The following is a 26,642-nucleotide window of genomic DNA, read 5'->3' as shown; positions in this document are numbered from 1 at the left end:
GGCAGGATCCCGCGCGGGGTGCTTTCCTCTTTCGCGGTGGTGGGATATGGAACAAATCCACCGGGGCCAGCGTGCCCTACCGTTGTTCGAGGACCACACGTGAAGCTTTCCCGCGATATGCTCGCTTTTCAGGACCGGCTTGGCTACCGTTTTGCCAGCCCGGAGCTGCTGTTGCGCGCGCTGACGCATCCCTCTGTGTCGTCGCCGACTCGACAGGACAACCAGCGTCTGGAATTCCTCGGCGACCGGGTGTTGGGGCTGGTGATGGCGACCGCATTGCTGGAACATGACAAACAGGCCACCGAAGGCCAGCTGGCCCCGCGGTTCAACGCGCTGGTGCGCAAGGAAACCTGCGCCGATGTCGCCCGTCAGATCGATATCGGTGCGGTGCTGAAATTGGGCCGTTCAGAAATGCTCTCGGGCGGGCGGCGCAAACAGGCGCTGCTGGGGGACGCGATGGAGGCGGTGATCGCCGCGATCTACAAGGATGCGGGCTTCGAGGCGGCGCAGAGTGTTATCCTGCGTCTCTGGGGCAAGCGGATCGGCACAGTCGAGGATGACGCGCGCGACCCCAAGACAGCGCTCCAGGAATTTGTCCAGGCCCGCCGCCAGCCGCCTCCGGCCTATGTGCTTGTTGCCCGGACAGGCCCCGATCACGAACCCGTCTTTACGATCGCCGCCCGGCTCGAGGATGGCACCGAAGAACAGGCCACCGCAGGATCCAAACGCCTTGCGGAACAGGCTGCCGCAAAGGCCCTGCTGGCCAAACTGGAGCAAGAGACATGACCACTCGCGCAGGCTTCATCGCCCTCATCGGCGAGCCCAACGCCGGCAAATCCACGCTCCTGAACCGCATGGTGGGGGCAAAGGTGTCCATCGTGACCCACAAGGTGCAGACCACCCGCGCCCGCATCCGCGGCGTGGCCATGGAAGGCGACAGCCAGCTGGTGTTTGTCGACACTCCCGGTCTGTTCCAGCCGCGCCGCCGGCTTGACCGCGCCATGGTCGCGGCCGCTTGGGGCGGGGCCGCGGATGCGGATGTGATCGTGCTGCTCATCGAGGCTCATCGCGGTGTCACCGAAGGCGTCGAGCGTATCATCGAAAACCTCGGCGAAGTCGCACAAGGCCGCCGCGTGGCCCTTGCGATCAACAAGATTGATCGGGTGCAGTCCGATGTGCTCCTTGGCCTCACCAAGGACCTGAACGACCGGTTCCCCTTTGCCGAGACATTCATGATCTCGGCGGAAAAAGGCTACGGCACCGACGATCTGCGCAGCTGGTTGGCAGCGGAACTTCCCGAGAGCCCCTGGCTCTATCCCGAGGATCAGATCGCCGATCTGCCTCTGCGGATGATCGCGGCGGAAATGACCCGGGAAAAGCTGACCCTGCGCCTGCATCAGGAACTGCCCTATCAGCTCACCGTCGAGACCGAGAAATGGGAAGAGCGCAAAGATGGTTCCGCCCGTATCGATCAGGTGGTCTATGTGGTGCGCGACGGTCACAAGGGCATCGTTCTCGGCAAACGGGGTGAGACGATCAAGGCGGTGGGCCAAGCCGCGCGCGCCGAGTTGGAAGAGTTTCTGGATCGCAAGATCCACCTCTTCCTGCAGGTCAAGGTGCGCCCGAACTGGCTCGAGGAATCCGAGCGCTACTCGGAAATGGGGCTGGAATTCAAGGACGGCAACTGACGCCGCGCTGACCTCCGACATAACGCCACCGCAGCCCGGGGCGATCACGAGAGGGTCTTCATCTTCTCCAAAATATCCCCGCCGGAGGCTCCGCCGCTGCGTTCGGCGCGCCTTCTGCGGCCCTTGCGCCGCGCCGTCATCTTTCCCTAAATACTCTCGCCGGAGGCGCCCATGGGATGCCCCGCAGGCCGCCATTGCAGCAGGAGCGCCCATGTCCCGCCTTACCGCCCGTTTCTGGGTTGATGCCTATCTGGCCCGCTTGCGGTTTCAGGACATACCGGCCTTTGTCACCGCCCATGGCGATGACACTGCCGGAGCGGTGCTGGTCAAGCTCAATACGCTCGACGGGCAGGCCCGGGTCTTTCAGCGTTCGTTTGACCTGATGACCGGAGACCGCAAATGGGTCGAGCTGACCGCAGGCGCGGATGCCGAGGCCGAGGCCTCCATCGCCCGGCAACGCCAGTTCGACAGCGACCTCTGGGTGATCGAGGTCGAAGACCGCGCAGGGCGCCACCTGCTGGATGAGCCGGGGTTGGACTAGGCGATGGACTGGCGCGATCACGGCATTCTGCTGACGGTGCGCCGGCATGGCGAATCCTCCGCCCTGATCGAGGTCTTTACCGAACATCACGGGCGGCATGCGGGGCTTGTGCGGGGGGGCGCCGGCCGCAAGATGGCCCCGCATCTGCAACCGGGGGCGCAACTGGATCTCGGTTGGTCGGCGCGGCTCGAAGATCACCTCGGCACCTACAAGGCCGAACCCCTGCGCAGCCGCGCGGCGCTGGCGATGTCGGGGCGGCTGGCCCTGGCCGGGCTCAATGCGGTCTGCGCGCTGCTGGCCTTTGCGCTGCCGGATCGCGAACCACATCCGGATCTCTACCGGCGCAGCGAGGCGCTGCTGGAGCTGCTCGACAATGCCGACCTCTGGCCTCTGGGCTATCTGCGCTGGGAACTGGGCCTGCTCGAAGAGCTGGGCTATGGCCTTGATCTGACCGCATGCGCGGTGACCGGCGCAACCGAGGGGCTGGCGTATGTCTCCCCCAAGACTGGCCGCGCCGTGTCTGTCGCCGGGGCGGGGGACTGGGCCGACCGGCTGCTGCCGCTGCCGCCGGTGATGCTGGGGCAGGGTGTGGCGGCGGACTCCGAGATCTTGACCGCGCTCGGCACCACCGGCTACTTTCTCGAGACTAAGCTGGCCCCGGCACTGGGGAACCGCCCCCTGCCGCAGGCGCGGGGGCGGTTCCTTGACGCTCTGGCCCGACGCGCCTAGGTCCGACTCGAGCCGCCTGACGCTCAGTCGGTGGTGTTGCGCCAGACCGAGAACAACACCATCGTATCGTTGTTATCTGCATCCGAGCCGCCATCGTTGGAGGCCAGCATGGTCGCCAGCCCGTTTGCGGCCACATCCATCTGCTGGGTGGCCACCACGATGGGCGACCGCTGCCAGACATCATTGTCGTGGTATTGCACATTGCCGAAATAGGTCAGCTGTTCCGGCACCCCTTCGGTGGTGGAGATGGTGACGTGGTCCAGCGCATATTGCGATCCCGATGCCCCGCCGACACTGTCTTTCTGCACGTAGTTCAGCCCGTCACCGAACAACGACAGCCGCTGAGTATAGCCCGAGGTCTGCGCGCCCTGGATGAAGACCGCCAGGTGACCGCCGCTGGTGCCGCTCTGGAACGGTTCCAGGTCGATCGGCACCGGCGCGAAGAGGGTGACATCATCCTCCGCACCGCAGGCGGCGATTTCCGCCTGATCGCCGATTTGCAGATCGCTCTGGATGCACCACTGGTTCGACGCCAGCGTCAGCGCCCCCTGTCCCGTCCAGGTGAAAAGCTGGTTGGTATCGGTGCTGCCGACACAGTTCCAGACCTGGACCTTGGTGCCCTTGCCGGGATTCGCGGTATCCACGTCGAGACATTGATCCTGCTGCCCGGGGGTGCCGAAGACGATGCGCTGCGGCGTTGCCGTGTTCTCGGACACATGCCAGCGCGGCGCTTCTCTGTCGCAGTCGACGCCGACAACGGCGGTACCGGCCGCGGGCGGGTGGGTCCGGACGCCGAGGCAGACCCGATTGTCATCGTCAGAGGCATTGATCACCATGACGCCGGTCGGTGAGGTGCTGTCCTGCGCCATGACCGATGCCGCAGGAAGGGAGAACGCAACAATAGAGAGGAGGCGGCAGAGCCGGGGGATGGGATGGAAAAGATCAAACACGAACCAATACTCCTTTTATGGTTGTGCGATTAGGCATGAAAACAATCTAAGGAGTCTTTAATGCGGGTCGCGAACAACCTCAGGTGGTTTGTGGGCGCGAAGCGGACGAAGAGATAACCCTCTCCACTGCGCGGGCCAATGCGCGGGTTTTTGCCGTCAGGGACCGCCTTCGGGACAATCGCGCCAGCCGCGATGCGGAAACCGTCACAGTGTTGATACCTCGGGCAAAGATAGTGCCGGCGATTCACAATGGGACCGCCGCTGCCCGCGGTCTTTCCCAGCACACTCCACCAAGGTGGTTATCAGCAAGGAAGGAATGAACATGGTTGATAAGACGCTCCTCGATCTCTCCTGGGACGATTTTGACGAGCATCGCGATCCGCGCCCGGCATCGAACGAGTTTGATGCCGTAGTCGAACGCGCGGTATCGCGTCGCGGGTTCCTTGGCGGTGCGCTGGCCTTCGGGTCCGGTGCGGCGGTCTTCGGCACCGGGCTGATGTCCTCCACCACCGCCTCGCGCGCGGCGGGACAGGCAAAATTTGCGTTCAAACCCATCGACATCGCCACCGACCACGCGGTTCACGTCCCCGAAGGCTATAAATCCCAGGTGCTGGTGCGCTGGGGGGATGCGCTCTGGTCTGACGCCGATGGTGCCTATTCCGCCGAAACCGGCGTGTCACCCGAGATGTCCGACAAGGTCTTTGGTGAGAACACCGACGGCATGGAACTGTTCGAGGTCGACGGGCGTGAGATCATCACCGTCAACTCCGAGTATGTGAACCCCAAGATCAACCTGCCCGCCGCCTCCGAAGGTGTGCCGCAGACCGCCGAAGAGGTAACGCTGCTGAAGAACCTGCAGGGTGTCACCGTCATGGAGATTGCCAAGGGCGACAGCGGCTATCAGGTGGTCAAGGACAGTCCCTACAACCGCCGCATCACCCATGAAACCGAAATGACCCTCGCCGGCCCCCTGGCTGGGCACGACCTGGTCAAGACGAATGCCGATCCCGAGGGCCGCACCGTCAAGGGCACCATGAACAACTGCGGTTCGGGCAAGACCCTCTGGGGCACCTATCTGACCTGCGAGGAAAACTTCAACGGCTACTTCGGCGCCACCGGCGAGATGCCCGAGGGCGAAGGCTACATCCGCTACGGCATCGGGGGTGAGGGGCGCTACGCCTACGAGAAATTCGACGCGCGTTATGATCTGTCGAAAGAGCCGAACGAGCCGCACCGCCATGGGTTCGTGACCGAAATCAACCCCGCCGACGCGAGCTCCACGCCTGTCAAGCGCACCGCTCTGGGGCGCTTCAAGCATGAGAATGCGGAGATGGTCCACGCCTCCGATGGGCGCATCGTGGTCTATATGGGCGATGATGAGCGGGGCGAATATCTCTACAAATATGTGTCCACCAACACCTGGGCCGAAGGCGAGCCGACAGACGGTCTGCTGGACGACGGTCAGCTTTATGTGGCGAAGTTCAACGACGATCAGACTGGCGAATGGCTGGCCCTGACGCCGGAGGCCACCGGTATGGATGCGGCAGAGATCCTCTGCTTCACCCGTATGGCGGCATCGGCGGTGGGTGGCACCACCATGGACCGTCCGGAATGGGTTGCCTGCAACCCGCTCAAGGCCGAAGGCTATTGCGCGCTGACCAACAACAAGAACCGCGGTGTGAAGCCGAACGCCGGCGGCGACGACACCTCCGTCAACGGTCCGAACCCGCGCGAGACCAACAACTTTGGTCAGATCGTGCGCTGGACCCCGGCCGAGGACAACCACGCCGGCGCGGATTTCACTTGGGATCTCTATGTGATGGCGGGCAATCCGAAGGTCTATGACAACATCTATGCGGGTTCTGCCAACATCAACGAAGGCAATATGTTCAACTCGCCCGATGGCATGGCGTTTTCTTCGGACGGCATGCTCTGGATCCAGACCGATGGCGATGACGACAACGAAGGCGAGTTCGAGGGCCAGGGCAACAACCAGATGCTGGTCGGCGATCCGGAATCGGGCGAGATTGCCCGCTTCATGACGGTGCCCAACGGCGCCGAGGTCACCGGCCTGTGCTGGTCGCTCGACAAGACAGTCGCCTTTGTCGGCGTCCAGCACCCCGGTGGTGCCTGGCCCGATGGTGAAGGCAAGCCGCGGTCGTCCATCGTTGCCGTCTGGCGCGAAGACGGCGCCATGATCGGCTAAGCTTCGGCGCGTACAAACCAAGCAGAGCCCTCTCCGGTTGGAGGGGGCTTTTGCATTGACGTCGTTGCAGTGGGCGTCTGTGGGGTCGTTCTCTGACTTTATTCAATACTGTCAGTGTGATATGTCAGCCTTCTGACCGAAGGTTGCGCTTGAGGGGCAACAGGACAGGCGGGCTGATGTCTTCTTGGATCTACCCTGGAACCTGGCCGGTAATCATGTCCCGTACGCGCAGCGCATAGCGGTCGGTCATGCCGGACACAAAATCTGTCAGCGCATGGGCCGCCGTGTGGTTGTCGACCACCCCGCGCAGGTCGAGATCCACCGCCCGCACCAACTGCGCCCAGTAACTGTGCTGCTCCAGCAACCGCTCGGGGTCCCAGTCGCAGGCCTTCAGCGCGTCGAACAGCCCGTGGAATTCGTCGAGGATCGTGAAGATGACGTGCCGCCCCACCACCTCCAGCTCGGTCTTGCGCCGCGCGGTGAAAATTCGCGCATTGGAGATCTCCTTCAGCTGAGCAAAGGCCCGCGCCTTGGAGGAAACTTCCATCAACCCATCATTGAATGTTCCCGCCATGATGGCGTCGTATTTCTCCAGAAACGCCTGCACCGCACTGTCGATCGACGCCCCGATGGCCATGGCCCTCAGCATGCCGACCCTGTCGCGGCGGGTCATCATCGCATCGTCGGCGCGGTTGGGTTTGCCGGTGATCTCCTCGAGGATGCCGGACACGGTCTCATTGTCCAGATCACCAACAGTTGCCGCATCCTCGAGGTCGAGAATGCGATAGCAAATGTCATCCGCCGCTTCGACCAGGAAGGCCAGCGGGTGCCGGCGCCACCAACGCTGGCCCTGCGGGGTGCGTTCCTCGGGCAGGCCAAGCGCCGTGGCGGCCTCTGCAAAGAGCTCTTCCTCAGCTGCAAAACAGCCGAATTTCTTGAGGCCGACATATGCGGTTCCTGCCTCCATCGCCTCGAGGGCGGCGTGGCGTGTGGTGGGGTATTTCGCAAAGGCGCCCAGCGTTGCGTAGGAGAGCCGCATTCCGCCTGCGCGCCGCGCCATTTCCAGGCGTGCAACGATGCGAAACCCCTGGGCATTGCCCTCGAAGGCCTCGAACTCGCCGCGATGCCGGGCAGGGATACCCGCCGCGATGCCTGTGCCCTGACCTCCATTGGCGGCGAACTGGCGGCTGAACCAGGCACCGATGCTGGCCTCGCCGGAGTGGCCGAAGGGGGGATTGCCGATGTCATGGACCAGACAGGCCGCCTGCACCGTCCCGGCCATCACGTGCTGGAGGCCATCGGCCAGAAGCCCCTCCTTGACCAGCGCCTGACCGACCTGGATGCCAAGCGACCGCCCCACCGAAGAGGTCTCCATCGAGTGGATCATCCGGTGGTGGACATGGTCGTGGTCATAGAGGGGGTGCACCTGGGTTTTCTGCGCCAGCCGCCGGAAGGGTTCCGAAAACAGGATGCGGTCATAGTCCTGCAGATAGGCAGGACGATCAGGCGTATCGGGGAAATCCGGTCGACACAGGCGTCCCGGGTTCAGCAGTTGCGTCCAGTCCATGGGGCTCTCCTGTGCCAGTCCGTCGGGTGGTGCCTAGAAAGCCTGTCGGGGGGCGAAATGCAACCGGTCTGTGGCCAGGCAACCAACGGGAACGAAGCAGATAATCGGGGAGCGGGGGCGCTCCCGCCCATCTGCACCACCCGCCCACGGCGGCTGATACAGAACGGTTGGGCCGGGCGGCGCCGCGCCGAAGGCGCGCCGCCGCCCCCGCGCGATGCGCTTGGCGCAGCGCAAAACCTCTGACAGTTCGCCCGATCTGGATGTGTGGGAGGACTAGGGAGCCGGTGGCTCCAATCCGCTGTCCTCGAGCTTGTGGTCCGGTTCCACATGGATCGTGACATGCACGCCGGGCAGGGCGGCTTCGATCTCCGCCTCCAGTCGATCACAGATCACATGGCTTTCGGCAACGGACATGTCACCGTCGACGACCATGTGGAATTCCACGAACATCGCCTTGCCCGCCCGCCGGGTCTTGATGTCGTGGATCTGGAGCGCGCCGCCGCCGGAGCCCAGGATGACCGTTTGGATCGTTTCCTGTTCCTCGGCGCTTGCGGCTTTGTCCATCAATCCGTCGACCGAGACCGAGACGACATGCAGGCCTTCGCGCAGGATGTTCAGGGCCACCAGCAGCGCGATCACCGGGTCCAGCATATGCCACCCCGTCAGCAGCACCAGAACCAACCCGCAAATGACCCCGAAGGAGGTCCAGACATCCCCCATGAGATGCCGTCCTCCAGCCTTGAAAGCGGGCGAGTTCAGGCGTGTCCCGCTGCGCAGCAGGACTTGCGCCCAGATCAGATTCACCCCCAGGGCGATGCAGTTTACGGTCAGCGCAAGCGGTGTCAGCGCTGCTTTGGTCATGCCGAACAGCGCCCCGTAGGCCTCGTGCAGGATCAGTGCGGCGGCCAGGATGATCATGATGCCTTCGATCACCGCGGAAAAATATTCTGCCTTGTGGTGGCCAAACGGGTGTCCGGCATCAGCGGGACGTTCCGCGTAGCGGATGGCAAACCAGGCCAGGACCGCCGCCGATACGTTGACGAGGCTCTCCATCGCGTCGGAGAACAGGGCCACCGATCCGCTCAGCCCCCAGGCCCCGAGTTTCAGGGCGAGAACCAGCACGGAAACAAGAATGGTGCCACCTGCAACCTGGCGGACCGTGAGGCGGGTCTCCAAACCAAAGCACATCCGCTCAGCCCACCCAGGCACGGCGCAAGAGGTTGAGGCCGGCGATCAGCAGGACAAACAGCGTTGCCCGGCGAAAGGTGCTCTGCTCGATGCGATCCTGCAACCGGCCGCCGATCCACATCCCCAGCACCGCAGGCAGGATCATCAGGACCGAGAACGGCAAGGTTTCACGGCGCATCACGCCTGAACCGATATGGGCAAAGAACAGCACCACCGCCCCAAGGCCGTAAATTACGCCCTGTATGCGCATCTGTTCCTTCTTTTCGGTGCCAAGCGCCGTCAGATAGGCCACCGTGGGCGGCCCCCAGATGCCGGAGAACCCGCCGATGAACCCGGCAAAGGCACCAATGCCGATTTCCATGCGGCGCGAGGCCTCATGCAGCACCAGCTGTCTGCCCATCAGCTGCGTCAGCGCAAAGAGTGTGATCGGCGCTCCGATGATCAACAACATCACCTGAGCAGGCAGGACCCGCACCATCTGCGCGCTCAGCAGCAGGAACAGCCCGCCCACCAGCAAAAAGGCGCGAAAACGCTTCATCGACTCCCATGCGGCGCCCGGCCCCTGTTTGAGCGCCTGAAACCCGTTGGTCACCAGTGTCGGCAGAATCAGCCCTGCCAGCGCCAGATCCGGTGCCATGATCGAGCTGAGACCCGACACCATGATCATCGGCATGGCAAAACCCACAAGGCCCTTGATGGTGCCGGCAAGCAGCGCCACGGCAAAGGCGAGGACAAACCCGGCAGGGGCAAGAAAGGGAAAGAGCTCCGTCATGCCCTGCGTTTAGCACAACCAGCACGTGCTGCACGCGCAAAACAGCAGGGTAACAATAGAACATTATTGCGACCATTCAGGATTTAATGTTGCGCTGCAGGTGCGAAGTGGCCTATCACCAGTGCAGCTTTGAGGAGGATGCTCATGCCCCATGATGGACAACTGGATGGACAGGATATGACCCCCACGACGCCGTTGCTGCCAGACCTACTGTCGCTGACCGAGGGCGCTCTGGCGCCGCTGGATGCGCTGCTGGAAATCGCAACATCGCGGGTGCGTGAGACCGTCAGCGACAGCGGGCGCGTGTCGGGCGCTCTGGTCGAGCAGAATCAATACGCTGCCCATGGGCTCGCGTGGCTGGCCACCTATGTCTATGCCCTGCGCCAGATGCACCGCTGGGCCGAGGCACTCTCGGGCGCGGGCAAGTTTGGCGAGATGGAGCAGCTGATCCACCAGATCGCCTTTGGAGAATACCTCTGGCAGATCTACGGCGGCATTCAAATGAATCAGGGCGAGGTTCTGCGCCTGCAGGATCTGGGTCTCAGCCAGGATGACCAGCGGGCGATGATGGCATCGGCGGTGATGACGTTGACGCAGTCCGGCAACACCCAGGCGGCGCGGGTGCGGCTGGTGGAGCTGATGGAGCAGCAAGCTGGTAGCACCATGTTCGGAGCATCAGGTCTGGACGACGAGCTGGAGATGATCCGAGATCAATTCCGCCGCTATGCTCAGGAAAAGGTCGAACCTTTTGCACATGACTGGCACCTGAAGGACGAGCTGATCCCGATCGAGGTGATCGAAGAACTGGCGGAGATGGGCGTCTTTGGCCTGACTATACCCGAGGAATTCGGCGGTTTTGGTCTATCCAAGGCCTCAATGTGCGTGGTCTCCGAGGAGTTGTCGCGTGGCTATATCGGGGTGGGCAGCCTTGGTACGCGGTCCGAGATCGCAGCCGAGTTGATCCTCGCCGGGGGCACCCACGCCCAGAAAGCGAACTGGCTGCCCAAGATCGCCAGCGCGGAGATCCTGCCGACCGCTGTTTTCACCGAGCCGAACACGGGGTCTGACCTCGGATCTCTGCGCACCCGCGCGGTCAAGGATGACAATGGCGATTACACGATCACCGGCAACAAGACCTGGATCACACATGCGGCGCGGACCCATGTGATGACGCTTCTGGCGCGGACCGACCCGGAGACCACCGACCATCGCGGTCTCAGCATGCTCCTCGCTGAGAAAACGCCGGGAACAGAGGATAATCCGTTCCCGACTGAGGGCATGACCGGCGGTGAGATCGAGGTCCTCGGCTATCGCGGCATGAAGGAATACGAACTGGCCTTCGATGGCTTCCATGTGAAGGGCGAAAACCTCTTGGGCGGCGAGGAGGGCAAGGGCTTCAAACAGCTGATGGAGACCTTTGAATCCGCCCGCATCCAGACCGCGGCGCGGGCTATCGGGGTGGCGCAATCGGCGCTGGATATCTCCATGCAATACGCGCAGGACCGCAAGCAATTCGGCAAGGCGCTGATCAACTTCCCCCGGGTGTCGTCGAAACTGGCGATGATGGCGGTCGAGATCATGGTGGCGCGGCAGCTCACGTATTTCTCGGCATGGGAAAAAGATAACGGCCACCGCTGCGATCTGGAGGCCGGAATGGCGAAACTGCTGGGCGCACGAGTGGCCTGGGCGGCGGCGGACAACGGGTTGCAGATCCATGGCGGCAACGGCTTTGCGCTGGAATACAAGATTTCCCGCGTGCTGTGTGATGCGCGCATTCTGAATATCTTTGAAGGTGCGGCAGAGATCCAGGCGCAGGTGATCGCGCGGCGACTGCTGGCCTAGAAGACGCGAATAGCACTGCGCTCGCCCACGGGTGGGCTCGCCCCCCCCCTCCCGTGGGGACGTCGAGCATTTTCGCCAAATTGCCAGGCGCATCTGGCGAGATCTGTGATATCGCTCCGGTATGATGCGCTTCCTTTTCCTCAGCCTGCTCTTCCTGAGTGCCTGCGGCGACAGCCCCGTTGGGCGCGAGGCCCGCATCCTCGCCATGGGCGATTCCATGATGGCGTGGAACAGCCTTGCTGGACAGTCGATCCCGGATGTTGTCGCGGATCAGTTGGGAGAGCCGGTCGTTGATCGCTCCGTGTCAGGCGCGCGGATGATCTATCGCCTGCCGATCAGCGGTGCCGCGGGCCTGTCGATCCCGAAACAATATCGCGCAGGCCCTTGGGACTGGGTGATCCTCAGCGGTGGCGGCAACGATCTGTGGCTTGGGTGCGGCTGCGGTCAGTGTGACCGGAAGATGGATAGGCTGATCTCCGAAGATACCACGACCGGGGCCTTCCCGGAGCTTGTGTCCCGCATCCGCCAGGACGGCGCGCGTGTGATCCTGCTGGGCTATTTGCGCACCCCGGGCCGGTCCTCCCCGATCGAGAGCTGTCGCGACGAAGGCGATGAGCTGGATGCCCGTCTATTGAGACTGGCCCAAGCAGACGCCGCCGTGACCTTCCTGCCTGCGGCTGACCTGGTGCCTCATGGCGATCTGAGCTTTCATTCGCTTGACCGCATCCACCCTTCGCCCAAGGCCAGCCGGATCATCGGCGGTAGGGTGGCAAAGGTCATTCAGTCGGCGCCTATCCCCACGACATCTCAGTAAGTTTCACGATCCGTCAGATCTGACAGACAGCGCCCGACGCTTTGGAACGCAAAAGCCCCCGCCGAGGCGGGGGCTTTCTGATTTCACGACAGCGGCAGGATCAGCAGATCGCGGCAGCCTTCACGTCGTCGTCGATGTAGGGCAGGTACTGCTCAAAGTTGTCAGAGAACATCTGCACCAGTTTTTCGGCCTGGGTGTCATAGGCATCCTTGTCATCCCAGGTGCGGCGCGGGTCCAGCAGCACTTCGGCCACGCCCGGCGCAGCCACCGGCACATCAAAGCCGAAATTCGGATCCTTGCGGAACTCCGCATTGGCGAGGGAGCCGTCCAGCGCTGCGGTCAGCAGGGCGCGGGTGGCTTTGATCGGCATGCGGGAGCCGGTGCCATAAGCGCCGCCGGTCCAGCCGGTGTTCACCAGCCAGCAGGTCGCACCATGGGCGGCGATCTTCTCGCGCAGCAGGTTGCCATAAACCTCTGGGCGGCGCGGCATGAAGGGCGCACCAAAGCAGGTGGAGAAGGTCGGCTCCGGCTCGGTCACACCACGCTCGGTCCCGGCCACCTTGGAGGTGAAGCCGGACAGGAAGTGATACATCGCCTGCGCAGGAGTCAGCCGCGCGATCGGAGGCAGCACGCCAAAGGCATCACAGGTCAGCATGATGATATTCTTCGGATGGCCGCCACGCGCCGACTCGGATGCATTGGAGATGTAATGCAGCGGGTAGGCACAGCGCATGTTGGCGGTCAGGCTGTCATCCTCGAAGTTGAGATCGAAGGTCTCCGGATCAAACGTCATGTTCTCGATCACGGTGCCGAATTTCTCGGTGGTGGCGTAGATCTCGGGCTCTGCCTCGGGGTTGAGGTTGATGGTCTTGGCGTAGCAGCCGCCCTCGAAATTGAAGGTGCCGTTGGAGGCCCAGCCATGCTCGTCATCGCCGATCAGCACGCGGTCGGGGTCTGCCGACAGGGTGGTCTTGCCGGTGCCGGAGAGGCCGAAGAACACGGCCGTGTCGACCGGGTTGCCCTTGGCGTGGTTGGCGGAGCAGTGCATCGGCATGATGCCCTTTTCCGGCAGCAGGTAGTTCAGCAGGGTGAAAACGGACTTCTTGTTCTCGCCTGCATATTCGGTGCCGCCGATCAGGATCAGCTTGCGGTCGAAGTTCAGCGCGATGACGGTTTCCGATTTGCAGTCGTGCTTTTTCGGGTCCGCCTGAAAGCTGGGGCAGTTGATGATGGTGAAATCAGAGGTGAAATCATCCAGATCCTCGCGGTCGGGACGCCGCAGCAGGTGACGGATGAACAGGTTGTGCCAGGCCAGTTCGGTCACCATGCGCACGTTGATCGCATGCACCGGATCGGCGCCACCGACCAGATCCTGCACGAAGTAGTCGCGGCCCTTCATGTGCTCCAGCATGTCTTCATAGAGCGCGTCGAACCCCGCAGGGCTCATTTCGGCGTTGTTCTCCCACCAGATGGTGTCTGCAACGCTGTCGGTCTTGACGACATGTTTGTCCTTGGGCGAGCGGCCGGTGAACTTGCCGGTGGTCACCAGAAAGGCGCCGCCCTTGCCGAGAGTGCCTTCGCCGCGGCCCAGGGCCGCTTCGACCAACGCAGGCTCCATGAGGTTGTAATAGACATTGCCCAGACCCTCGATCCCTTGATCCTCGAGGCGGAAGTGCGGGTTGACCCGTCCAGATGTCATCTTGTGTCTCTCCTGGGTGTCGGCCTGTTGCGTAGGATTGCGGCCGCATGGAACTTTCGCTGCGCCGAACGGCGCCGAGGCGCAATAATAGCACCTCTTGCCCGGGTCTTAACATGAGGTTTTGCAGGAAGAACAGGACGCTTTGGCGACGTTAGCGCAACCACGCAAACCTTTAGCGCCACCAGAAGTTTCGCATAGTGAACGATACTGTTTCACACGCGTGTCACCGATGTTTCACGACCGCGTCTTTAACGATTGCTAAGACATTTTTGCGTCAATGGGCGCCAAGATTTTGCCTGATTCGTTAATCAGGGATTGATTCGGGGCGTCTTCCACGCGACAAAGGACGCAAAACAAACGAATAATGAGCAGATAAGGGCAAATCCGATGTCAAAGATTGCTTTGGTCGATGACGACAGGAACATCCTGACCTCGGTGTCGATGACACTGGAGGCCGAGGGGTTCGAAGTCGAAACCTATAATGACGGGCAGGCGGCACTCGACGCGTTCAACAAGAAACTTCCGGATATGGCGGTTCTGGACATCAAGATGCCCCGCATGGATGGCATGGACCTGTTGCAGCGTCTGCGCCAGAAAAGCCAGATGCCGGTGATCTTCCTGACCTCGAAGGATGACGAGATCGACGAGGTTCTGGGCCTGCGCATGGGGGCGGATGACTACGTCAAGAAACCCTTTTCGCAACGGCTGCTGGTGGAACGCATCCGGGCGCTGCTGCGCCGCCAGGAGGCCGTCGCCACCGATGAGGTCGGCACCGCGCCGGAAACCAAGGTGATGGAGCGCGGCCACCTGCGGATGGACCCGCTGCGCCATGCGGTGAGCTGGAAAGGCCAGGATGTGTCCCTGACCGTGACCGAGTTCCTGCTGTTGCAAGCGCTGGCGCAACGTCCCGGATTTGTCAAAAGCCGCGATCAGCTGATGGATGTGGCCTATGATGATCAGGTCTATGTGGACGACCGTACCATCGACAGCCATATCAAGCGTCTGCGCAAGAAGATGCGCAGCGCCGATGCGGATTTCGCGGCGATCGAGACCCTCTATGGGATCGGCTACCGCTATAACGAAGAATAGGGTCCCGGTGGTCGGGAGCTTTGGCGGAGATAGGCGCGCATGCGCGACTCGAGCGTGACTGACAATGACCGGCTTTCGGGCCGGGACCGACGCCGCGATGGTGATGTGGTGCTGGGCGATGACTGGGTCGCCCCGGAGCAGACGGTCGGACGGGAGATGCAGGCGCGCCGGGCCCGCAGAGGGCTGTTTTCCCTGCGCAGTTCGCCGCTGACCCGCAAGATCATCACCTTCAACCTGATTGCCCTGATCATTCTTGTCTCCGGCATCCTGTACCTGAATTCCTCCCGTCAGAGCCTGGTGTACCAACGTCTCGGCACGCTGGTGTCGGAGGCGATGCTGGCGTCGGATGTGCTGGAAGCGGAACTGCCCGCCGAAAGTGCCGTCAGCCTGGCGGCAGGCGAGGGCATTGATGTCTCCGGGGCGCTGCAAAGCCTGTCCTTGCGCGGCGGGGTCGAGGTCTTTGTCTATGACGCCGACCTGACGCTGGTGGGGCGACAGCAGGGGGTGATGCGCGCCGATGCGCTGAACCGGCTGAATGAAAACGACGAAGGGCGCACGCTGATCACCGATTCGCTGACCGCGATCTGGACGGCGCTGGGCGGTGGCAACCGCGCGGCGACCCCTCCGGATGTGATCGAAATACCCGAAGCGCAATTGGCGGATCTGACCCAGCGCGCCCTGGCGGAAGGCACGCAGGTCAGCGCGGTGCCGGATACGGCCGGGGGCACCGTCTATGCGGCGGCGACTCCGATTCTGCATTTGGGCGACACCGCGGGTGTTCTGGTCATGACCTCGGCCACCGGCGAAATCGACCGGCTGGTCCGCAGCGAGCGGGAAAGGGTGTTGCAGATGTTCGTGGTGGCGCTGCTGGTCTCCGTCGGGCTGAGCCTGGTGCTGGCCTCCACGATCGCCAACCCGCTGGCCGATCTGGCAGAGGCGGCAGAGCTGGGCAAGGACCGTGACAGCGACAAGGTCAAACCGGGACGCATCCGCATTCCGGACCTCTCCGCCCGCCCCGATGAAATCGGCCGATTGAGCCGCGCGCTGCGCGGAATGGTAAAAGCGCTCTATAATCGTATCGATAGTAACGAACAATTTGCAGCTGATGTGGCACATGAGATCAAGAACCCTCTGGCCAGTTTGCAGTCTGCTGTTGGCACGCTGCGCATGGTTCATCGGGAGGACCAGCGGGAGAAGCTGATGGAAGTGATTGAACATGATGTGCGTCGTCTCGACCGGTTGGTGAGTGACATCTCCAACGCGTCGCGGCTGGATGCCGAACTGGTGAAGGAGGACGAGGAAGATTTCGACCTGCTGACCATGCTCGGCAATCTGAACCAGTATCTGGGCGAGGATGCGCGCGGCAAGGGCATCGACTATATCACCGAGCTGCCGAATGAGCCGATTCTCATTCGAGGGCTGGAGGCGCGGCTGGCGCAGGTCTTTGTGAATTTGATCACCAACGCGATCTCTTTCTGCGAAGAGGGCGACGCGATCCGGGTCTGGGCCCGCCGCCGCGACAATCGCGTGCTGGTGGTAGTCGAGGACACCGGGCCCGGCATTCCCGAACAGGCGCTGTCCAAGATCTTTAAACGCTTCTACTCGCAGCGTCCGGACGAGCATTTCGGCAACAACTCGGGCCTTGGCCTGGCGATCTCCAAGCAGATCGTCGAGGCTCATGGCGGCGTCATCTGGGCCGAGAACATCCGCCCGACCGAAGCGGACCTGACCTCGGAACCCCTCGGCGCGCGTTTCGTGGTCGGCCTGCCGGTCTGACCCGGTGGCCCTGCGCGCCACTGATACAACAACACTGCACGCCAGTTGCGTCGCGCTCCATGGGCGCGGCGTTCTGATTTGTGGCACGTCCGGAAGTGGCAAATCGACGCTGGCGCTGGAATTGATGTCGCGGGGCGCGGCGCTTGTGGCGGATGATCGCACCGAGGTGAGCCGATCCCAAACGCAGCTGTTCGCCCGCGCACCGGAGGCGATTTCAGGCCTGATCGAGGCGCGCGGTGTTGGTCTCTTGAAGGCGGCAGCCGTGGCGGAGGTACAACTCCATCTCATTGTCGACATGGATGAACTTGAAACGCAGCGGCTCCCACGCCACGTAACCAAGCAGATCCTGGGGGTGACGCTGCCCCTGTTGAAGCGCGTGGATGCGCGCCATTTTCCAGCGGCGCTGATCCAATATCTGAAAGGCGGAGCCATTGACCCCGACGGAGATCGAGACCGGCCCTGACACGGCCCCTTCTGGCGCCTCGCCGCGCCCACCTCTGGTGCTGGTGACCGGCCCCTCGGGGGCCGGGCGGACCACGGCGATCAACGTGCTGGAGGATCTGGATTTCGAGGCGATCGACAATTTGCCGCTGCGGCTGGTGCCGGGGCTGGTGGATGCCGGCGGTGCAGATCGGCCGTTGGTGCTGGGGCTTGATCCACGCAACCGTGATTTCTCGACCGAGGCGCTGGTGGATCTGATCGACAGGTTGAAGGCGCGCCGCAGTTTCGAGACCACGGTGTTCTACCTGGATGCAAAGCCCGAGGTGTTGCTGCGGCGTTTCTCCGAAACGCGACGCCGGCATCCGTTGTCGCCCGCGGAAAGCCCGGAGCTGGGCGTCGCGCGAGAGCTGGACCTGATGCGCCCGATCCGGGATCGCGCGGACATGCTGGTCGACACGTCGGAGCTGAACGTGCACCAGCTGCGCGCGGAGGTCGAGCAGCTCTTTGCGCCGAAGGGGCGCATGCTTGCCGTGGCGTTGCACAGTTTTTCCTACAAACGGGGGATCCCCCGCAGCGTCGATATGGTGTTCGATTGCCGGTTTCTCGCCAACCCGTATTGGGACCCTGCACTGCGCGACTATGACGGGCGGGACCAGGTGGTACAGGATCACGTGCGCGCGGATGCACGGTTCCAGGGCTTCTTTGACCGGGTTCTCGATCTGACGCTGAGTTTGCTCCCTGCCTACCGCGAGGAGGGGAAGTCGCATTTTTCCATTGCCTTTGGCTGCACAGGTGGGCAACACCGTTCCGTCACATTGGCGGAAACACTGGCAAAGGCCCTTGCGCGCGAGGGGCAGCAGGTGTCAATTAGGCACCGCGAGCTGCCTGGCCAGCAATTGAAGTGAGAGAGCCGCTTGATCGGGATCGTGATCGTCGCACACGGAGGTTTGGCCAAGGAATACCTGGCCGCCGTTGAACATGTCGTTGGGCGCCAGCCTGCGCTGATGGCGATTGCCATCGGCCCTGAAGACGACCGCGATGCCAAGCAAGACGAGATCTGTTCGGCGGCGAATTCGGTCGACATCGGCGACGGCGTGGTCGTGGTGACGGATCTGTTTGGGGGCAGCCCCTCGAATCTCAGCCTGCGCGCCTGCGCACCCGCCAATCGCCGGATTCTCTACGGCGCCAATCTCCCCATGCTGATCAAACTGGCAAAGTCCCGCCATCTGCCGGTGGCGGATGCGGTGCGTCACGCGATGGAAGCGGGGCGCAAGTATATCAATTCCCAAAATGTGAACCCCGAAGGGGGAGCGGCAGAATAAATGGCTCGAAAAACACTCAAAATCATAAATGAAAAGGGCCTGCACGCCCGCGCCTCGGCCAAGCTGGTGGAGGTTGTCGAGGGCTTTGACGCATCTGCCGAAGTGGTCAAGGACGGCATGTCCGCCTCCGGCGACAGTATCATGGGGCTTTTGATGTTGGCAGCGTCCAAGGGAACGACTATTGACGTCGAAACCTCGGGACCGGACGCGGATGCGTTGGCCTCTGCCGTCGAAGCCTTGGTGGCTGACAAGTTCGGCGAAGGCTACTAGTCTGTCGGAACGGTCCAAAAAGACGGGACGGGTGAAAGTGGCTGACACCGCGCATAACAACAACTCCGGCCTCGCGCCGCAGGACACGCAGGCCCCCAAGGGCACATCCACGGGCGAGATCTATGATCGGCGCACCCTGACCTATGCCAATTCCTTCGATGATCGCTGGACCTCGCTGGCGATCCGCACGCTGGAGTGGTTCACGGGCAAATTCACCATCCTGCGCATGGTGTCGAAATTCGAAAAGCGCAATGCCGACTACCGCGGTAACAAGTTCTGGCGCGGGGCGCTGGATGTCATGGGCATCAAGCTGCAAACGCCCGAGGAGCAGATCCAGCGTATCCCCGAGGAGGGGCCGGTGGTGGTCGTGGCCAACCATCCGCATGGCATGGTGGACGGCATGATCTTTGCCGATCTTATTGGTCGGCGGCGTCTGGACTATCGTATCCTGACACGGTCGGTCCTGACCGGGCTGGACGAGGCCGCAACGTCTTTCATGATCCCGGTGCCCTTCCCGCATGATCCGGATGCGCAGCGCAAGATGGTGGAAATGCGTGCCAAGGCGATGGCTCATCTGAAGGAGGGCGGCGTCGTGGCGCTGTTCCCGTCCGGCGTGGTGATGTCCTCTGACAGCTGGTGGGGCCCGGCAGTGGAGCGGGAGTGGAATGTGTTCACCGCACAGCTGATCCGCCGGTCCGGCGCCAAGGTGGTGCCGATGTTCTTCCCCGGGCGAAACTCGCGCGCCTATCAGATCGCCTGCCAGGTCTCGCCGATACTGCGGCAGGGATTGCTGCTGCATGAGATCGTGCGGTCCTGCAACAAACCCCAGGCCCCTGTGGTAGGTGAGGCGCTGACGGAGGCGCAGATGGAGCGTCTGCACAGCGATCCGCGCGGTTTCATGGCCTGGCTGCGGGAGCATACGCTCAGCCTGGGCCAGAAAGACTGAGGTTGAAGGGCTTCTGAGTCACCAAAGCAGCAGCCCGAAGCCCTCGTCCCCTGATCCCGTCCTGGCAAAACCGCCCCCATTCCGCAAGAAAAATAGCGGTTTCCACGCCTTAGGGGCGCGGAGCCTCCGCGATTTGTCTGGCGGCCCGGGCGCGGCCTTGCCCGTTGGAGCTCAGGCGACGAGGGCTCCGAAGCAGCAGCAAGAGCCGGGTTTCAGCGCGTCGGGACGGGTGTTTCGCCGCGGTAGTCGTAGAAGCCGCGCTGCGTCTTGCGGCCAAGCCAACCGGCCTCGACATATTTGGTGAGCAGTGGGCAGGGGCGGTATTTGGTATCGGCGAGCCCGTCGTGCAATACGTTCATGATCGCCAGGCAGGTGTCCAGGCCGATGAAATCGGCCAGTTCCAGCGGGCCCATCGGGTGGTTGGCGCCCAGCTTCATCGATTCGTCGATCGAGCGCACGGAGCCCACGCCCTCGTAGAGCGTATAGACCGCCTCGTTGATCATCGGCATCAGGATGCGGTTGACGATGAAGGCGGGGAAGTCCTCGGCGCTGGCAGCCGTCTTGCCGAGCTTTTCGACCACGGCCTGGCAGGTCTGGAAGGTTTCCTCGTCGGTGGCGATGCCGCGGATGAGTTCCACCAGTTGCATCACCGGCACCGGATTCATGAAGTGGAACCCCATGAAGCGCTCCGGACGGTCGGTGCGGCTGGCAAGACGGGTGATCGAGATCGACGACGTGTTCGACGTGAGAATCGTATGCGGTTGCAGATGCGGCAGGAGATCTTCGAAAATCGCCTGCTTGACGGCCTCGCGCTCCGTTGCCGCCTCGATCACCAGGTCGGTCTGCCCCAGATCCGCCAGGGTCAGTGTGGTGGAGATCCGCTCCATCGCCGCGGTGACATCGGCATCCGAGATCTTGCCCCGGCTGGCCTGACGGGCAAGGTTTTTCTGGATCAGGGACAGGGCGCTGTCCAGCGCTTGCTGGCTTATGTCGTTGAGAACAACATGAAATCCGGAGAGTGCCATGACATGGGCAATGCCGTTGCCCATTTGACCCGCACCGATAACCCCGACTGTTTTAACGTCCATGATGGATGGCCTTTCCTTGTGCCTGCCCAGTGCCTGCGGCCGGATACTAATGGTTTCGCGCCCGCAGAAACAAGGCTGATCGACGCCGTTTTCAGCAAATTCGCCGATTAGCGGTTTGGAAAGATTCGGGCTGCAATATGGCTCTTGGGTGAAAAAGTGGTGGAAGAAATGAGCTATGAACTCAAAAGCGCGGATGCGCTTGTGAGCGAGCTGTGCAGCTACGGCGAGTCACGGCTTCGGGTCCGGGGCCCAGAGCGCGATCTGCGCGATCCTTATATCAGTTTTCTCGGCGGGACCGAGGTTTTTGGACGGTTTATCGAACGTCCCTTTCCGCAAGGTGTCGAAGGGCAGGTGGGGCTGGCCTGCGTCAACCTCGGGTGTGTGAACGCAGGGGTGGATGCCTTTCTGCATGACGACAGCCTGATGGAAATTGCCGCGGGAGGGCAATTGACGATCCTGCAGGTGATGGGGGCGCAGAACCTCAGCAACAGTTTCTACAAGGTGCACCCGCGCCGCAACGACCGCTTCCTGCGGCCCTATGATGCGCTTGTGCATCTGTTTCCCGAAGTGGATTTCACTGACTACCATTTCAACAAGCACATGCTGACCTCGTTGCGGGCCATTTCTGAGGATCGCTTTGCGCGGGTCTGTGCTGATCTGCAGGAAACCTGGCTGACCCGCATGGGAAGGCTGATCGGCATGCTGAACGGTGACGTTGTGCTGTTGTGGTTGCGCTACGACATGGGCGCGGCAGAGACGCTGGGCCCGTCGCCGACGCTGGTGGAGCCCTCGATGCTTGATGTCCTGCGGCCCAGTGTTGCGGATGTGATCGAGCTGGATGTGGCCACGGCCGAACAGGCGCAGGATATCCCCGGGATGATCTTTGGCGCGATGGATCTGCCTGCGGCACGGCTGATGCTGGGGCCAAAGGAGCATGACCGGATTGCCGATGCGGTGGCCTCGCGGTTGCTGCGGGTCCTGGCCGCGGCCTGATGCGCGGGCCGCCCACCGGAGGGGCGGGCGGGATTAGGGGGCAGCGCAAAAGAAAAGAGCCCACGCAATGCGTGGGCTCCTGTCATTTCTGAAAGGGGCTGGCTCAGCCGAGCTTTTCGGTCAGCGCCGGAACCGCCTCGAAGAGATCCGCAACCAGACCGTAATCGGCGACCTGGAAGATCGGGGCCTCTTCGTCCTTGTTGATCGCGACGATGATCTTGGAGTCCTTCATGCCCGCGAGGTGCTGGATCGCGCCGGAGATGCCGACCGCGATATAGAGCTCGGGGGCGACGACCTTGCCGGTCTGACCCACCTGCCAGTCGTTCGGTGCAAACCCCGAATCGACTGCCGCACGGGAGGCACCAACCGCCGCGCCCAGCTTGTCGGCCAGAGCTTCGATGATCTTGAAGTCTTCCTCGGAGCCGACACCGCGACCACCGGAGACAACCACGCCTGCAGAGGTGAGTTCGGGGCGATCGCTCTCTGCGACCTTGTCCTCGACCCAGGACGACAGACCGGGGTTTTCTGCCGCGGAGATGGTGTCCACGGAGGCGGACCCACCTTCGCCGGCTGCGTCGAATGTCGAGGTCCGGAAGGAGATGACTTTTTTCGCGTCGGAGGATTTCACAACCTGGATCGCGTTGCCCGCATAGATCGGGCGTTCGAAGGTGTCGGCGTCCACCACGGCGGTCACGTCGGAGATCACCATCACGTCAAGCAGGGCTGCCACGCGGGGCAGGATGTTCTTGGCGTCGGTGGTCGCAGGCGCAACGATGTGGCTGTAGTCGGAGGCCAGACCGGCGATCAGCGCGGCGGTCGGTTCCGCCAGGCGGTGGCCGAGGCTTTCGTCTTCAGCAACCAGAACCTTGGCGACGCCGTCGATCTTGGCCGCGGCTTCACCGGCAGCAGCCGCTGCGGCGCCTGCCGCCAGGACGGTGACATCGCCCAGGGATTTTGCGGCGGAAACGGCCTTGGCGGTTGCGTCAAGGGACAGTTCGCCACCGGTGACTTCGGCAAGGAGAAGAACAGCCATTACACAGCTCCCGCTTCTTTGAGTTTCTCAACCAGCTCGTCGACGGAGCTCACCATGATGCCAGCGGAGCGGGCTTCGGGTTCCTTGGTCTCCACCACGGTCAGGCGCGGGGTGACGTCGACGCCGTAATCGGCGGCGGTTTTCTCGTCGAGCGGCTTTTTCTTTGCCTTCATGATGTTCGGAAGCGAGGCATAGCGCGGCTCATTGAGGCGCAGGTCCACGGTGACGATCGTCGGCATCTTGACGGAGATGGTCTGCAGACCGCCATCCACTTCGCGGGTCACCTTGGCGTCGTCGCCCTCGATGTCCACGGCGGAGGCAAACGTCGCCTGCGACCAGCCCAGCAGTGCGGAGAGCATCTGGCCGGTGGCGTTCATGTCGTTGTCGATCGCCTGCTTGCCGGCGAGCACGAGGCCCGGCTGCTCTTCCTCGACAACTTTGGCGAGGATCTTGGCGACGGCGAGCGGCTCGATGTCCTGGTGAACGTCATCTGCGGCCACCACGAGGATCGCACGGTCAGCACCCATGGCCAGCGCGGTGCGCAGGGTTTCCTGCGCCTGCTTGACGCCAATGGAGACGGCGACGACCTCATCGGCCTTGCCCGCTTCCTTGAGGCGGATCGCCTCTTCCACGGCGATTTCGTCGAAGGGGTTCATCGACATCTTGACGTTGGCGAGGTCGACACCGCTGCCGTCCGCTTTGACGCGGACTTTCACGTTGTAGTCGATCACGCGTTTGACAGGTACGAGTACCTTCATTGGGCGTTTCTCCTTAACAATCGGGGTTCGCTTGCGCGGCCCCATGAGTGCTCTCGGGGTGTTGATACCGGCTAGACGGGCGTGGCAACAGGGTAAAATCGTCACGTTTTGGCCCGCGGACGTCGCGTTCGCCAAAAGAACGTTTAATTTCGTTGCGGAATTTTCTTTCCGGAAACCTGCCGAGGGGCTTAGGAAAGTTCCTCTCGCCGAAAGTGGGGCAGTGCCGAGTCTCATCACGATTTGGTCGAAACGCAGATCGCGGCTGAACCTCGCGTGTGCTTCAGGGCTTTTGAACGGGTTTTGTTAACAGTTGTGTAGTTCACTGCATTCGCAAACAAATCGAAGAGAAATTTACGAATGCAGTCTTTGGCCAGCAAGGAAGCACAGTTTATTGCGGGCACACTCGAACCCTCGATCAGGCTGGATACTAAGCGCATAAGCGCTGCTGGATTGGGGCGAGAGTTCGCGCCTCTGCGTTTCTTCCTTTTTGAGCAAAGCGCTCGAATGGAAAGCCAGGCCCCTATTTCGCAGCACAGCGTGTTCATCGGTGCGCACAGCTATATGAATGATTCGGGCATTGTGCGGGACAGGGTCTTTATCGGACGGTACTGCAGTATCGGCCGCCGCGTGTCGATCGCAGCAGGTGCGCATTGCATGACGGGAGTGTCTACAAACCCTGCTCTGGCACAGGGGCCTGCCGAAGCGTTCTATAGCGCAGATGAGATAGAGGCTCTTGAGTTCTCGGTTGCCTCTAGGGGAGATGCGCCAACCATCCTACAGGCGGATGTCTGGATAGGAGATGGGGCAATTGTCATGCCGGGAGTGACCGTGGGGACAGGAGCCGTGATTGGCGCGAATGCCGTGGTAACAAAAGATGTCTCCCCATACTCGATAGTTGCAGGAAGTCCCGCACGTCACATTCGGTTTCGTTTCCCAGAAAATGTGCGGGAGCGACTGCTGCAATCACAGTGGTGGGACCTGCCACTGGAAACGCTTAACGCATTCCAATCGGGCAATGTTCTGTCATTTCTTGATGCAGTCGAGGCCTTGGACACCTCCGAGATGCATTTTGCCGATTGCCCAACACTTGCGATCGGAATGTAGTCAGTCAACCAAACCTTGCGGATCCCCAGAGCGGTATCCTCAAGGTGCAGGTTGCGTTTAGGCGTTCGTTGACTGTGGGCACTCGCAAGTGCACTGCGTTCTCTTTGCTGAGTTTGGAATCTGCTCCACTGGCTAAAAAGCACTACCGGTTAGCGCCGGGGACCCAGAGCACGTCCTGTGCACCGTTGTCATTGGCGACGCGAGAGGCCACGAAAAACCAGTCCGACAGGCGGTTGAGGTAGATCAGGACCGAGGGATTGACGTCCTCCTCGGTGGCGAGTTCGGTTGCCAATCGTTCCGCGCGGCGCGCCACGGTGCGGCAGACATGGAGATGCGCCGAAAGGGCACTGCCGCCCGGCAGGACAAAGCTGCGCAGAGGGGCCAACGCCTTGTTCATCACGTCGATTTCGGCCTCCAGCCGGTCCACCTGGGCTTGCGCCATGCGCAGAGGGGGGTACTCGGCCTCGGCGTCCAGATGCATGTCCGGGCGGCACAGGTCGGCGCCAAGGTCAAAGAGGTCATTCTGGATCCGCGCCAGCGCCGCGTCCATCTCGCCCTCGGCAACCAGGCGGGCCACGCCCAGCTGGGCGTTCAACTCGTCCGAGGTGCCATAGGCGGTGACGCGGGCAGAGTGTTTGGCGACGCGATCACCGTTGCCGAGCGCGGTATCGCCCTTGTCCCCGGTGCGGGTGTAGATCTTGTTCAGGACCACCATGGGTCAGTTTCCTCCTGCGCTGAGAGCGACGAAGCCCAGCAGCAGAACCACTGCCAGGAATTGAAAGAAGATGCGCAGACGCATCATCTTGTTGGCATTCTTGCGGTTGAAGTCGCCTCCGATTCCAAAGCCGCCAATCCCGATCGCCAGGACAATGACCACGGCCGCCATTGCCAGTATGCCCAGGATGTAAAGTGGTGTGCCCATTGTTGATCTGATCCTTTGTTGTCCGGTGGCGCGCGGCGTCGGGGCCGGGCCGCTCGACAGGTGATGCGACTATCTAAAGCGCAGGAGAATGCGGTCAATCGCCCGTGTCGAGAGAAACCGTCGCAGGGTGCCGGCGATGTAGGTGGGAGTGGTCACGTAGTAGCGCGGACGCGGACGGCGGGCCTCCAGCGCATGGGCCAGTTTTTGCGATACCGCCGCAGGTGGCAGTTCAAAGGTATCGGGACCGCTGGAATGATACAGCCGCTTCAGCAGCGTCGCCTCGTAACGGGCGCGGATGGGAGAGGCCTTCCAGTCGATGTGTTTCTCGAAATGCGGGATCGAGTTCTGTCGGATGTGCGATGTCACCGGGCCGGGTTCGATCAGCACGACGTGAATGCCGGCGTCGGCCAGCTCCAGCCGCAAGGTGTCCGTCAGCCCTTCGAGGGCGAATTTGGTGGCCGCATAGGCGCCTCGCCAGGGGTAGCTGACCAGCCCCAGCACGGAAGAATTCTGGACGATCCGGCCATGCCCCTGCGCCCGCATCACCGGAATCACCTGCCGGGTCAGCTCATGCCAGCCAAAGAAGTTGGTTTCGAAGATCTCGCGCAGACCGTCTGTGGGCAGATCTTCGACCGCACCGGGCAGGCCGTGAGCGCCATTGTTGAACAGCGCGTCCAGGGTGCCGCCGGTTGCGTCCAGTGCCTCTGCGAGGCCGCTGCGGATGCTGTCGGGGTCGGTGTAGTCGATGCGGGGACTGTCAAAGCCTTCGCCGCGCAACCGGTCACAGTCGCTGGCCTGCCGGCAGGAGGCAAAGACGCGCCAGCCGCGTGCCCGCATATCGTGGGCGGCGGCATAGCCAATGCCGGTCGAACAGCCTGTGATCAGCAGTGTCTTGGTCATTTCG

27 protein-coding genes are annotated in these 26,642 nt (G+C 62.3%); 16 read left to right on the top strand and 11 right to left on the bottom strand.

The window, feature by feature from the left end; all coding sequences use genetic code 11:
• Window positions 1–99 precede the first annotated feature (99 nt).
• From rnc to recO, 4 genes are all read left to right on the top strand, one after another.
• Window positions 100–786 (top strand): ribonuclease III, encoded by a 687-nt coding sequence (gene rnc / locus ACXAF5_RS17325; protein WP_239368970.1) that lies wholly within the window; start codon window positions 100–102, stop codon window positions 784–786.
• Window positions 783–1,688 carry a GTPase Era gene (gene era / locus ACXAF5_RS17320; protein WP_239368968.1) on the top strand — a complete coding sequence of 302 codons (906 nt, stop codon included), beginning with the start codon at window positions 783–785 and terminating at the stop codon, window positions 1,686–1,688. Before rnc ends, era begins: the two co-directional genes overlap by 4 nt.
• Before the next feature lie 211 nt (window positions 1,689–1,899).
• Entirely contained in the window at window positions 1,900–2,229 is a 330-nt protein-coding gene (locus ACXAF5_RS17315) for a DUF1491 family protein (protein ID WP_474947534.1), read from the top strand.
• A gap of 3 nt (window positions 2,230–2,232) precedes the next feature.
• The gene (gene recO / locus ACXAF5_RS17310; RefSeq protein ID WP_474947533.1) at window positions 2,233–2,958 is read left to right on the top strand and encodes a DNA repair protein RecO; all 726 of its coding nucleotides are present in this window, start codon (window positions 2,233–2,235) and stop codon (window positions 2,956–2,958) included.
• A 23-nt stretch (window positions 2,959–2,981) separates the two neighbouring features.
• Here recO and ACXAF5_RS17305 read toward each other — a convergent pair whose 3' ends face one another.
• Entirely contained in the window at window positions 2,982–3,908 is a 927-nt protein-coding gene (locus ACXAF5_RS17305) for a ricin-type beta-trefoil lectin domain protein (protein WP_474947532.1), read from the bottom strand.
• 322 nt (window positions 3,909–4,230) lie between these two features.
• Here ACXAF5_RS17305 and ACXAF5_RS17300 point away from each other — a divergent pair, with 322 nt between their 5' ends.
• On the top strand, window positions 4,231–6,114 hold the full coding sequence (locus ACXAF5_RS17300) for a PhoX family protein (RefSeq protein ID WP_474947531.1): 1,884 nt from the start codon (window positions 4,231–4,233) through the stop codon (window positions 6,112–6,114).
• Window positions 6,115–6,304: 190 nt separating this feature from the next.
• Here the strand turns inward: ACXAF5_RS17300 and dgt are convergent, their stop codons facing one another.
• The 3 genes from dgt to ACXAF5_RS17285 form a co-directional block, all read right to left on the bottom strand.
• On the bottom strand, window positions 6,305–7,681 hold the full coding sequence (dgt, locus tag ACXAF5_RS17295; RefSeq protein WP_474947530.1) for a dGTP triphosphohydrolase: 1,377 nt from the start codon (window positions 7,679–7,681) through the stop codon (window positions 6,305–6,307).
• Window positions 7,682–7,954: 273 nt separating this feature from the next.
• Window positions 7,955–8,869, bottom strand: a complete 915-nt coding sequence (locus tag ACXAF5_RS17290) for a cation diffusion facilitator family transporter (protein ID WP_474947529.1) — start codon at window positions 8,867–8,869, stop codon at window positions 7,955–7,957.
• A 4-nt stretch (window positions 8,870–8,873) separates the two neighbouring features.
• A complete protein-coding gene (locus ACXAF5_RS17285; RefSeq protein ID WP_474947528.1) occupies window positions 8,874–9,641 on the bottom strand; it encodes a sulfite exporter TauE/SafE family protein in 768 nt (255 codons plus the stop codon).
• A gap of 144 nt (window positions 9,642–9,785) precedes the next feature.
• Here ACXAF5_RS17285 and ACXAF5_RS17280 point away from each other — a divergent pair, with 144 nt between their 5' ends.
• Together ACXAF5_RS17280 and ACXAF5_RS17275 are read left to right on the top strand one after the other, a co-directional pair.
• Window positions 9,786–11,483: an acyl-CoA dehydrogenase family protein gene (locus tag ACXAF5_RS17280; protein WP_474947527.1), complete on the top strand. Its 1,698-nt coding sequence runs from the start codon at window positions 9,786–9,788 to the stop codon at window positions 11,481–11,483.
• A 121-nt stretch (window positions 11,484–11,604) separates the two neighbouring features.
• Window positions 11,605–12,297 (top strand): SGNH/GDSL hydrolase family protein, encoded by a 693-nt coding sequence (locus ACXAF5_RS17275; protein ID WP_474947526.1) that lies wholly within the window; start codon window positions 11,605–11,607, stop codon window positions 12,295–12,297.
• Window positions 12,298–12,397: 100 nt separating this feature from the next.
• On the opposite strand, the gene ACXAF5_RS17270 is transcribed toward ACXAF5_RS17275, so the two are convergent.
• Window positions 12,398–13,996, bottom strand: a complete 1,599-nt coding sequence (locus ACXAF5_RS17270; RefSeq protein WP_474947525.1) for a phosphoenolpyruvate carboxykinase — start codon at window positions 13,994–13,996, stop codon at window positions 12,398–12,400.
• A 387-nt stretch (window positions 13,997–14,383) separates the two neighbouring features.
• Between ACXAF5_RS17270 and ACXAF5_RS17265 the strand changes: the two genes are divergently transcribed.
• From ACXAF5_RS17265 to ACXAF5_RS17235, 7 genes are read left to right on the top strand one after another with little or no spacing between them, the layout of a single operon-like run.
• Window positions 14,384–15,085, top strand: coding sequence for a response regulator transcription factor (locus ACXAF5_RS17265; RefSeq protein ID WP_239322631.1), 702 nt, complete (start codon window positions 14,384–14,386; stop codon window positions 15,083–15,085).
• A 39-nt stretch (window positions 15,086–15,124) separates the two neighbouring features.
• Complete coding sequence (locus ACXAF5_RS17260; RefSeq protein ID WP_474947524.1) at window positions 15,125–16,861, top strand: sensor histidine kinase; 1,737 nt, start codon at window positions 15,125–15,127, stop codon at window positions 16,859–16,861.
• A 10-nt stretch (window positions 16,862–16,871) separates the two neighbouring features.
• Window positions 16,872–17,324 (top strand): HPr kinase/phosphorylase, encoded by a 453-nt coding sequence (locus ACXAF5_RS17255; RefSeq protein WP_474947850.1) that lies wholly within the window; start codon window positions 16,872–16,874, stop codon window positions 17,322–17,324.
• A complete protein-coding gene (rapZ, locus tag ACXAF5_RS17250; RefSeq protein WP_474947849.1) occupies window positions 17,308–18,207 on the top strand; it encodes an RNase adapter RapZ in 900 nt (299 codons plus the stop codon). The genes ACXAF5_RS17255 and rapZ overlap by 17 nt, the downstream gene beginning before the upstream one ends.
• A 9-nt stretch (window positions 18,208–18,216) precedes the next feature.
• Window positions 18,217–18,624, top strand: coding sequence for a PTS sugar transporter subunit IIA (locus ACXAF5_RS17245; protein ID WP_239322633.1), 408 nt, complete (start codon window positions 18,217–18,219; stop codon window positions 18,622–18,624).
• Window positions 18,625–18,894: an HPr family phosphocarrier protein gene (locus tag ACXAF5_RS17240; RefSeq protein WP_239322634.1), complete on the top strand. Its 270-nt coding sequence runs from the start codon at window positions 18,625–18,627 to the stop codon at window positions 18,892–18,894.
• 37 nt (window positions 18,895–18,931) lie between these two features.
• Window positions 18,932–19,840 carry a lysophospholipid acyltransferase family protein gene (locus ACXAF5_RS17235; RefSeq protein WP_239368994.1) on the top strand — a complete coding sequence of 303 codons (909 nt, stop codon included), beginning with the start codon at window positions 18,932–18,934 and terminating at the stop codon, window positions 19,838–19,840.
• Window positions 19,841–20,052: 212 nt separating this feature from the next.
• Here ACXAF5_RS17235 and ACXAF5_RS17230 read toward each other — a convergent pair whose 3' ends face one another.
• Window positions 20,053–20,928: a 3-hydroxybutyryl-CoA dehydrogenase gene (locus tag ACXAF5_RS17230; protein WP_239322635.1), complete on the bottom strand. Its 876-nt coding sequence runs from the start codon at window positions 20,926–20,928 to the stop codon at window positions 20,053–20,055.
• A gap of 168 nt (window positions 20,929–21,096) precedes the next feature.
• Here ACXAF5_RS17230 and ACXAF5_RS17225 point away from each other — a divergent pair, with 168 nt between their 5' ends.
• Window positions 21,097–21,921 carry a DUF6473 family protein gene (locus ACXAF5_RS17225; RefSeq protein ID WP_239322636.1) on the top strand — a complete coding sequence of 275 codons (825 nt, stop codon included), beginning with the start codon at window positions 21,097–21,099 and terminating at the stop codon, window positions 21,919–21,921.
• Window positions 21,922–22,024: 103 nt separating this feature from the next.
• On the opposite strand, the gene ACXAF5_RS17220 is transcribed toward ACXAF5_RS17225, so the two are convergent.
• Both ACXAF5_RS17220 and ACXAF5_RS17215 read right to left on the bottom strand, forming a co-directional pair.
• Entirely contained in the window at window positions 22,025–22,954 is a 930-nt protein-coding gene (locus ACXAF5_RS17220) for an electron transfer flavoprotein subunit alpha/FixB family protein (RefSeq protein WP_239368949.1), read from the bottom strand.
• Entirely contained in the window at window positions 22,954–23,712 is a 759-nt protein-coding gene (locus ACXAF5_RS17215) for an electron transfer flavoprotein subunit beta/FixA family protein (RefSeq protein ID WP_474947523.1), read from the bottom strand. The genes ACXAF5_RS17220 and ACXAF5_RS17215 overlap by 1 nt, the downstream gene beginning before the upstream one ends.
• A gap of 357 nt (window positions 23,713–24,069) precedes the next feature.
• Between ACXAF5_RS17215 and ACXAF5_RS17210 the strand changes: the two genes are divergently transcribed.
• Window positions 24,070–24,816, top strand: a complete 747-nt coding sequence (locus tag ACXAF5_RS17210; protein ID WP_474947522.1) for a CatB-related O-acetyltransferase — start codon at window positions 24,070–24,072, stop codon at window positions 24,814–24,816.
• A 142-nt stretch (window positions 24,817–24,958) separates the two neighbouring features.
• Here ACXAF5_RS17210 and ACXAF5_RS17205 read toward each other — a convergent pair whose 3' ends face one another.
• From ACXAF5_RS17205 to ACXAF5_RS17195, 3 genes are all read right to left on the bottom strand, one after another.
• Window positions 24,959–25,531, bottom strand: coding sequence for a cob(I)yrinic acid a,c-diamide adenosyltransferase (locus ACXAF5_RS17205; protein ID WP_474947521.1), 573 nt, complete (start codon window positions 25,529–25,531; stop codon window positions 24,959–24,961).
• 3 nt (window positions 25,532–25,534) lie between these two features.
• Entirely contained in the window at window positions 25,535–25,738 is a 204-nt protein-coding gene (locus ACXAF5_RS17200) for a twin transmembrane helix small protein (RefSeq protein ID WP_239322640.1), read from the bottom strand.
• A gap of 69 nt (window positions 25,739–25,807) precedes the next feature.
• Window positions 25,808–26,638 (bottom strand): SDR family NAD(P)-dependent oxidoreductase, encoded by an 831-nt coding sequence (locus tag ACXAF5_RS17195; RefSeq protein WP_474947520.1) that lies wholly within the window; start codon window positions 26,636–26,638, stop codon window positions 25,808–25,810.
• Window positions 26,639–26,642 lie beyond the last annotated feature (4 nt).

It is taken from the genome of Epibacterium sp. ABV4_022 (genome assembly GCF_056159345.1).
This window is presented reverse-complemented; position numbering and strand designations above follow the sequence as displayed.

Coding starts and splice junctions, on each gene's coding strand:
- ACXAF5_RS17230 (WP_239322635.1), bottom strand. CDS start 20,928: ATGGACGTTAAAACAGTCGGGGTTATCGGTGCGGGTCAAATGGGCAAC.
- ACXAF5_RS17275 (WP_474947526.1), top strand. CDS start 11,605: ATGATGCGCTTCCTTTTCCTCAGCCTGCTCTTCCTGAGTGCCTGCGGC.
- ACXAF5_RS17290 (WP_474947529.1), bottom strand. CDS start 8,869: ATGTGCTTTGGTTTGGAGACCCGCCTCACGGTCCGCCAGGTTGCAGGT.
- ACXAF5_RS17285 (WP_474947528.1), bottom strand. CDS start 9,641: ATGACGGAGCTCTTTCCCTTTCTTGCCCCTGCCGGGTTTGTCCTCGCC.
- ACXAF5_RS17200 (WP_239322640.1), bottom strand. CDS start 25,738: ATGGGCACACCACTTTACATCCTGGGCATACTGGCAATGGCGGCCGTG.
- ACXAF5_RS17260 (WP_474947524.1), top strand. CDS start 15,125: ATGCGCGACTCGAGCGTGACTGACAATGACCGGCTTTCGGGCCGGGAC.
- ACXAF5_RS17300 (WP_474947531.1), top strand. CDS start 4,231: ATGGTTGATAAGACGCTCCTCGATCTCTCCTGGGACGATTTTGACGAG.
- ACXAF5_RS17270 (WP_474947525.1), bottom strand. CDS start 13,996: ATGACATCTGGACGGGTCAACCCGCACTTCCGCCTCGAGGATCAAGGG.
- ACXAF5_RS17280 (WP_474947527.1), top strand. CDS start 9,786: ATGCCCCATGATGGACAACTGGATGGACAGGATATGACCCCCACGACG.
- ACXAF5_RS17225 (WP_239322636.1), top strand. CDS start 21,097: ATGAGCTATGAACTCAAAAGCGCGGATGCGCTTGTGAGCGAGCTGTGC.
- ACXAF5_RS17210 (WP_474947522.1), top strand. CDS start 24,070: ATGCAGTCTTTGGCCAGCAAGGAAGCACAGTTTATTGCGGGCACACTC.
- ACXAF5_RS17220 (WP_239368949.1), bottom strand. CDS start 22,954: ATGGCTGTTCTTCTCCTTGCCGAAGTCACCGGTGGCGAACTGTCCCTT.
- recO (WP_474947533.1), top strand. CDS start 2,233: ATGGACTGGCGCGATCACGGCATTCTGCTGACGGTGCGCCGGCATGGC.
- ACXAF5_RS17205 (WP_474947521.1), bottom strand. CDS start 25,531: ATGGTGGTCCTGAACAAGATCTACACCCGCACCGGGGACAAGGGCGAT.
- ACXAF5_RS17315 (WP_474947534.1), top strand. CDS start 1,900: ATGTCCCGCCTTACCGCCCGTTTCTGGGTTGATGCCTATCTGGCCCGC.
- ACXAF5_RS17240 (WP_239322634.1), top strand. CDS start 18,625: ATGGCTCGAAAAACACTCAAAATCATAAATGAAAAGGGCCTGCACGCC.
- ACXAF5_RS17265 (WP_239322631.1), top strand. CDS start 14,384: ATGTCAAAGATTGCTTTGGTCGATGACGACAGGAACATCCTGACCTCG.
- era (WP_239368968.1), top strand. CDS start 783: ATGACCACTCGCGCAGGCTTCATCGCCCTCATCGGCGAGCCCAACGCC.
- ACXAF5_RS17195 (WP_474947520.1), bottom strand. CDS start 26,638: ATGACCAAGACACTGCTGATCACAGGCTGTTCGACCGGCATTGGCTAT.
- ACXAF5_RS17215 (WP_474947523.1), bottom strand. CDS start 23,712: ATGAAGGTACTCGTACCTGTCAAACGCGTGATCGACTACAACGTGAAA.
- dgt (WP_474947530.1), bottom strand. CDS start 7,681: ATGGACTGGACGCAACTGCTGAACCCGGGACGCCTGTGTCGACCGGAT.